The following is a 7352-nucleotide window of genomic DNA, read 5'->3' as shown; positions in this document are numbered from 1 at the left end:
GGTGCGGCCGGCGAGGCGTCGCCGGCCGGCGAGACGGCTGCCGGTGAGGCGGGTCCGGCCGGCGAGGTGCCGGCGGGTGGTGAGAGGGCGGCCAGTGAGGCGGCGGCCAGCGAGACGGCAGGCGGTGAGGCGGCGGTCGGTGGGGCGCGTCTCCCCGGTGAGGCGGCCTCGGCGGCGGCAGCGCTCCTCGCCTCCGCGGTGCACCGGGAGAGACCGGACCCCCAGCGCCTCCGGGAGGCGGCCCGCAGCCTCGGCATCGCCGAGGCCGATCTGGGCTGGCTCGCGGAGCAGCTGGGCCATGCGCAGGACGAGGTCACCGGGCTGCGCCACCGCAGCCGTGAGCTCCGCGCCGTGGCGGAGAGCGCGCGGGCGCTGGCGGACGCGACCTCCGCGGACGAGACGCTGAGCCGCCTGGTGGGCTCCGCCCACGGCATCGTCGAGGCGGACATCGCCTACCTCTCCGAGTACTTCCCCGACACCCGCGAGCTCCGCGTCCGCGCGAGTCGCGGCGTCACGCAGCCGGACTTCGCCCGGCTGCCGGTGCCCACGGGGATCGGTCTGGCCTCCCGGATCGCGCAGAGCCGCCGTCCGCAGGCAGTGGTGGACTACTTCGAGGAAGCCGGGCTGGTGCGTTCGGCGGCCATGGATGACGCAGTGGCTCGTGAGGGCGTCGTCTCGATTCTCGGCGTGCCGCTGCTGAGCGGTTCGACGGTGCTGGGCGTGCTCTTCGTGGGCACGCGCCGCCGCCATGTCTACACGGCCGAGGAGATCGCGGTGCTCTCCGCCCTGGCCGACCACGCCGCGATCGCGCTGCTGCGCTCCATGCGGCTGGGCGATCTGGCACGTCACGGCGACGAGGCGAGTGCGCAGGCCACGGCGTGGGAGCGCTACTTCCGTGAGCAGCGCCGCGTGCTCGACGCCGTCGACGGCCTCTTCGCCGCCGTGCTGGCCGGTGCGGGCGTGCATGAGGTGCTGGCCTCCCTCGCTGCGCGCACGGGCCGGCGGCTGGTGCTGTGTGAGGAGTCCGGAGCGGTGCTCGCCGACAGCGGCGGGACAGAGGCCGGCTCGGGGCCCGAGGCACGGTCGGGCGGGCGCTCCGCCGGGCACCTCGGTGGGCATGCTGGTGAGCATCGTGGCGAGAGGCATCTGGGCGATGCCCGCGCTGACGACGCGCGTGAGAGCCGAGGACGCGCCGGGGCCGTGTGCGTGCCCCTGCCGGAGTCGGCGGAGGCCGAGGCCGTGATCGTCATGGACATCCGCCGGCTGGGAGGCCTCCGGCTGTATGTGCGGCGCGGCGGCGAGGAGGAGGTCCCTCCGTTCGACGAGGAGACGATGGTCCACGGCGCGCAGATCTGCGGCTTCGCCTGGCTCCTGGAATCGGCCGGGCGCCTCGAGGAGGACCGGCGGCGCGACCGGCTGCTGGCCGATCTGCTCAACGATCCTGCGCCCGGCCTGCCGGAAGCGGGTTCGGGCACGGTGGACGACGGGGCCGAGGCGCGGCTCGCGGCGGCAGGTCTGCCCCTGTCCGCGGTCGCCCGTCTCTTCCTCCTCCGCGGACCGGCTCCGGCGCTGCAGCGGATCGCTGCGAGCCTCGATGCGGGCGCGGGCGCTGGTGCGGGCATGAGCACAGGCGTGGGTGTGGGAGCAGTCGCGGGTGCGGGCGCTGTGCGGATGAGCAGCACCTCGGGCGGACGGGGTTCTGCGAAAGCGGGCGGCGGTGCCGGGGTCCTCGCCGGGATGCACGGCGGGATGCTGTGCGTCCTCGCCCCCCACGCCGCTGCGGAGCGGGTGAGCGTCACCCTCGTGCGCCTGCTGGGTGAGCAGAGCGCGGTCTCGGCCGTCTGCGCGTCTCTGGGCACGCCGGCACAGGAGGAACCTGCCGCCGCAGACGGTCCGGGCCAGGGTCCCGCCCGTGCGCGGATCCGCTCCCTGCACCGGCAGTGCGCCGCACTGCTGGGGGTCGTGGACGCTCTCGGATGGTCGGCCGAACTCGTGGAGCTGAGCGAACTGCAGCCCTATGCGCGCCTGTTCGGCTCCGACCGGGCCTCCCTGGAATCGTTCGTGGACTCCGTGCTGGGGCCCGTGCCCGCCGCCGGCGGTGTCCTGGAGCTGCTGGAGGCCTACTTCCGCAGCGGCCGGAACCTCCGCCGCACGGCGGAGACCATGAGCCTCCACGTGAACACCGTGACCCAGCGGCTGCAGCGGGTCGACGCGCTGCTGGGCCCGGAATGGCGGCAGCCGGACCGCGCCTTCCTCGTGGAGGCGGCCGTGCGTCTGGCGTGCATGGACAGGCGGCTGCGGCGGACGCGCTGAGCGAGTGCGCAAGAGCGAGTGCGCCTGAGCAGCTGCCGCACCGGTCAGCGAGTGTGCGTGTGGATCACCCACATGAAAGCGGCACGGAGATGTGTCTCATACACGTAGCGAGTGTGCTCGGTGCCTCCTAGTGTGACTCCCACACGAGGCTTCACGACTCACGAAGAGGTGCACATGACAACGTCACGCTGGTCCGGAACCAAGGATCTCACCCCCGCTCAGCGCCGCGAAGGGCTGCGGGAGAGGACCGGTCTGGACGAGACAGACCTCGCGGCACTGGAACCCGCCCGCGGCCTCAGTGTGGAGGCGGCCGACGTCCTCGTGGAGAACGTCATCGGCGTACTGGGAGTGCCGGTGGGCATGGCGACCAACTTCACCGTCGACGGCGAGGACGTCTTCGTCCCCATGGCGACGGAGGAGCCCTCCGTGGTGGCCGCCGCCAGCAATGCCGCGCGCTGGGCGCGGGAGACCGGCGGCTTCCGCACCTCCTCCACCGGGCCCGTCATGATGGCCCAGGTGCAGGTGGTGGACGTGCCGGACCCGCTGGCGGCGAAGTCCCGTCTGCTGGAGCGCCGCGAGGAGCTCATCGGTGCGGCGAACGAGGTGGATCCGGTGTTGGCGGGCCTGGGCGGCGGCTGCCTCGACATCGTCCCCCGCATCGTGGACACGGCGCGCGGCACCCACGTGGTCGTCCACCTCGTCGTGGACGTCCGCGATGCGATGGGAGCCAATGCGGTGAACTCCATGGCCGAGCGCACCTCGGACCTCATCGGGGAGATCGCCGGCGGCACCGCACGCCTGCGCATCCTCACGAACCTCGCCGACCGTCGCCTGGTCCGCGCCCGCGCGGTCTTCACCCCGGACTCCCTGGGCGGGCCCGAGGTCGTCACGCAGATGCTCGAGGGCGCGGCCTTCGCGGACGCGGACCCCTACCGCGCGGCCACCCACAACAAGGGCATCATGAACGGCATCACCGCCGTCGTCCTCGCCACCGGCAACGACACCCGCGCCGTGGAGGCGGGTTGCCATGCCTTCGCCTCCGCGCAGGGGACCTACACCTCGCTCAGCCGCTACGAGCAGGACGCGGACGGCAGTCTGCAGGTCACGCTCGAGGTGCCCATGCCCGTGGGCCTCGTGGGCGGAGCCACCCGCTCGCACCCCGTCGCGCAGGCGAACGTGAAGATCATCGGCCCGGACTCCGCGGACCGGCTCGCCCGCGTCATCGCGGCGGTGGGGCTGGCCCAGAACGTCGCCGCCGTCCGCGCGCTCGCCACGGAGGGGATCCAGCGCGGCCACATGACTCTGCACGCCCGCACGGTGGCCGTCGCCGCGGGTGCGAGTGCGGAGGAGGTCTCGCAGGTCGCCGCCGCCCTCGTGGCCTCCGGCGTCATTCGCAGCGACCGGGCGGAGGAGATCCTCGCCCAGCTCCGCAGCGGAAGGGCCTGAGCCCATGCCCGAGCTCTACCCGCTCACCGGTCCTCTCGATCCGCGGCCCCGGCCCGCTGGTGCCGAACCCGCTGGGCCTGCGGCTGCGGAGGAGGCGCTCGCTGGTGCCGTGCCCGAGGCCGCAGCTGGTCCTGCTGGTCCTGCGTCTGCCGGGGCGGGCACCGCGTCCGCCCCGCAGCTGTGGGGCGCCTCGGGCGAGGTCTCCGCCTCCCGCGTCACCGTCCACGAGGTGGGCCCGCGCGACGGGCTCCAGGCCGAACCCGGCGTGCTCAGCACGGAGCTCAAGATCGACTTCTGCCGGTCGCTGCTGGCCGCAGGTGTCACCTCGCTGGAAGTCGCCTCGTTCGTCCACCCGCGCCTGGTGCCCCAGATGGCGGATGCCGAGGCCGTCGCCGGCGCGCTCGCGGCTCAGGCGGCTTCGACGGAGGGCAGCGACGGGCGCGATCTGCGACTGCTGAGCCTCGTGCCCAACCTCCGCGGCCTGCAGCGAGCGCTCGAGACCGGGGTGCGGGCGGTGGGCGTCTTCGCGAGCGCCACGGAGTCCTTCGCGCGGGCCAACATGTCCACCACCCTGCAGGGCAGCGTCGACCTCGCCTGTGAGACCGCCCGCGCCGCCCGGGAACAGGGCGCGAGCGTGCGCGGCTACCTCTCGATGTGCTTCGGCGATCCCTGGGAGGGGCCGGTGGTCCGCAGCGCGGTTGTGAGGGCCTCGACACAGCTGCTCGAATCTGGCTGTGCACAGGTCGTCGTCTCGGACACAATTGGTGTGGCTCACGCCGGACAGATCGAGGCGGTCCTCAGTGACCTCTTCGACGCCGGCGTGCGCGCGGACCAGGTGGCGCTGCACCTGCATGACACCTATGGTCAGGCGTTGGCCAATGTGCGGACGGCGCTGGAGGCGGGCATCAGGGAGTTCGATGCCTCCGCCGGCGGCTTGGGGCGCTGCCCCTTCGCACCGGGCGCCACGGGGAACCTCGCCACCGAGGACCTCCTGTGGATGCTCCACGGCCTGGGCTGGGAGACGGGGATCGATCTGCCGGCACTGGCCGCGGCCTCGGACGCGGTGGACCGCGCCCTGGGCCGTACGAGCGCTTCCGCTGTGAAGCGAGCGCTCACCCGCACCACCGCCTCCGGCTGAGGCGGGCGGCGCCGACCGCACGGGTCCTCCGACCTCTGCGGCACAGCGCGGCGCGTCCCGGCCGGGGCCGCGCGCACCGTGTCCTCACCGGGGCGGTGCGCGCTCCTGCGTCGCCGCCGGCGGCGCACGTCGCCCTCACCGGGGCGGCACATCCCGCCCCCACCGGGGCGGGCACGGATTCGAGGAAAGGCGGACGCGCAGTGTCGCGTGCATCTGGGAAGACAGCGGACGCGGGGGAGGGCGAGTACCTCAGCGTCTGGGGAGACACCGTCAGGGGCAGGCGCCTGCTGGCCGGTGTGCTCACCGGCGTGGTCTGCGGACTCGTGGGCCTCTACGGAGGCCGAGCGCTCTTCGACGCGATGAGCCTCGGCGAGGACATGGCGGAGGTCTGGTCGCTCATCACGGGGATCGGCGGATGTCTGGTGGCCGGTGTCATCACCGCGCGGGTGACCAGTCCCTCCCGCATCGTCAGCGACGACGCGCACGAGTCCGGCAGGATCGCGGAGACCATCGCGCAGATGGGCGCGGAGGGCCGCGGACTGGGCACGCTCGAGGACGCCTCGGAGCTCTCCCGCAGCGAGCTCGAGGCCGCCGGTCTCACACAGGAGTTCCGTGACGCGGAAGCCGCCGCCGAGGCTGCGGACGGTGCAGGTGCTGACGGCGGTTCTGCCGGAGCGCGGGCAGGCAGCGGGACCGGCGCCTCGGGCGCGGTCTCCGGCTCTGCCGCAGACAGTGAGGGTGCTGACGGCGGTTCCGCCGGGAAGGAGGGAGGCCGCTGATGGAAGCCCTCCTCATGGATCTGCCCATCGCCGTGCTCATGGGCGTCATCGGCGCGGTGGTGTTCACGCTCATCGGCGTGGTCTCCGGTACGGACGAGACGGCCACGATCGCGCCGCTCACGCTCGTCGTCATCCTCATCGGCGTGCCGCCGGCCGGCGTGTTCACGTTCTTCCTCGCCGCGGCGATCTCCAAGCACATGACGCACGCGATCCCCACGATGCTCCTGGGCATCCCCGGCGACACGCTGGCGGTGCCCATCCTCGAGGACGCCACGCGCATGCGCCAGCTGGGACTGCCGCACCTGGCGCTGCGCAAGGCCGTGTCCGGTGCCGTCATCTCCGCGTTCATCGCGATCCCGGCGGCGGTGCTGTTTGCGTGGATCCTCTCCCCGTTCGGGGATCTCATCACGGCATTCGCGCCGTGGATCTTCCTCGTGGCGGCGGCGGGCATCGCCTACTCCTCGCAGGCCAAGCTGGGCGGCATCGTCGCGCTGGTCCCGTTCGTCGTGTTCATCCTGGGCCTCCAGGCATGGACGGGCGCCTTCGAGGTCTCGCTGTCGATCAGCTACTTCCTGGGCATCGCGATCGGTCCCATGATCTTCGACCTCGTGACGGTGCTGGTGCCGCAGAACCGTGCGGGCATGCGCAGGAAGGCGCCCTCCAAGGTGTTCCTCGCGCCCGAGGTGCGGCCCACCGTGGGCAGGGGTGCTCGGAGTGCCGGCGGCGCGGGCGAGGCGGAGGCCTCGGGCTCGGCGAAAGCCGCCGGGCGCACCTTCCCCAACCCGTTCAGGGTGCTGGACCGGACCCAGGTGACCGCGACCGCGGCCACCTCCGTGGTGTCCAGCGCGACGTTCGTGTTCTCCCCCGTGGCGGTGACCGTGCTCATGGGCGAGATCGTGGGCGCGCGCATCAAGCAGGGCTACCAGCGGCTCACCAGCGTCATCACGGCGAAGAACGGCACCACGGAGTCGACGTACATCGCGGAGACCCTCATTCCGCTCATCGCGTTCGGCCTGCCGCTGAGCCCCGTGGCGGCCGGTCCCGCCGCACCGCTGTTCAACGCGCCTCCCGTGTTCGAGACGAACCCGGACGCGGGCATCGTCAACAACATCTCCACCTTCATGTCCACGCCGCAGTTCCTGGTCTACGGCCTGCTCGCGGCGGTCTGCGCCACCGTCATCGCCTACCCGTTCGCCATGCGGTACGCCCATGCGGCCGCGCGGTTCGTGGTGACGAAGGTGAGCCATGAGGCGATCATCGCGGCCTTCGTGGGCCTCGTGGTGGTCGTGAGCCTGTGGGAGGGCGGCCTCATGGGTCTGCTCGTCGTCACCGCGGTGGGACTGGTGGGCGGCACGCTCATCCGCACCGTCAAGGTGCACGCGGGCGTCCTCTTCATGGGCTACTACGTGGCGGTGCTGTCCGTGCCGGGGATCCTCGCAGCGGTGGGGTGAGAGGGCGTGGCGCCGGGTGCTGGGTGCTGAGCGCCGGGTGCAGGGGGCGAGGCGCTGAGTTGTGCCCGATGCCGGGCTGCTGCTGGGCATCGGATCGGCACCTCGCCTCCGGATTCTCGCCGCAGCTCCGGTTCACGAACACCGTGCCTCCGCGTCACCACGCTGCAGCGTGGTGACGCGGAGGCACGGTGTTCGTGAACCGGAGCTGCGGCGAGAATCCGGAGG

At 72.7% G+C, this 7352-nt stretch carries 5 protein-coding genes; all 5 read left to right on the top strand.

Annotated features, from left to right (window positions below; genetic code table 11):
* Nucleotides 1–2313, top strand: a 2313-nt coding sequence (locus tag Q0A33_RS03405; RefSeq protein ID WP_291793131.1) for a GAF domain-containing protein, incomplete at its 5' end; no start/stop codon positions are given.
* A 174-nt stretch (nt 2314–2487) separates the two neighbouring features.
* Complete coding sequence (locus Q0A33_RS03400; RefSeq protein ID WP_291793126.1) at nt 2488–3759, top strand: hydroxymethylglutaryl-CoA reductase, degradative; 1272 nt, start codon at nt 2488–2490, stop codon at nt 3757–3759.
* Between the two features lie 4 nt (nt 3760–3763).
* The gene (locus tag Q0A33_RS03395; protein WP_291793123.1) at nt 3764–4897 is read left to right on the top strand and encodes a hydroxymethylglutaryl-CoA lyase; all 1134 of its coding nucleotides are present in this window, start codon (nt 3764–3766) and stop codon (nt 4895–4897) included.
* A 200-nt stretch (nt 4898–5097) separates the two neighbouring features.
* A complete protein-coding gene (locus tag Q0A33_RS03390; RefSeq protein ID WP_291793120.1) occupies nt 5098–5676 on the top strand; it encodes a hypothetical protein in 579 nt (192 codons plus the stop codon).
* Nucleotides 5676–7127 (top strand): tripartite tricarboxylate transporter permease, encoded by a 1452-nt coding sequence (locus tag Q0A33_RS03385; protein WP_291793117.1) that lies wholly within the window; start codon nt 5676–5678, stop codon nt 7125–7127. The genes Q0A33_RS03390 and Q0A33_RS03385 overlap by 1 nt, the downstream gene beginning before the upstream one ends.
* Nucleotides 7128–7352 lie beyond the last annotated feature (225 nt).

It is taken from the genome of Brevibacterium sp. (assembly GCF_022712115.1).
Lineage (GTDB): Bacteria > Actinomycetota > Actinomycetes > Actinomycetales > Brevibacteriaceae > Brevibacterium > Brevibacterium salitolerans.
The sequence above is the reverse complement of the archived record's forward strand: the minus strand, read 5'-3'. Positions and strand labels throughout refer to the sequence as shown.

Excerpts from the sequence above, each read along its gene's own strand:
- Q0A33_RS03400 (WP_291793126.1), top strand. The coding sequence starts at position 2,488 with ATGACAACGTCACGCTGGTCCGGAACCAAGGATCTCACCCCCGCTCAG.
- Q0A33_RS03395 (WP_291793123.1), top strand. The coding sequence starts at position 3,764 with ATGCCCGAGCTCTACCCGCTCACCGGTCCTCTCGATCCGCGGCCCCGG.
- Q0A33_RS03385 (WP_291793117.1), top strand. The coding sequence starts at position 5,676 with ATGGAAGCCCTCCTCATGGATCTGCCCATCGCCGTGCTCATGGGCGTC.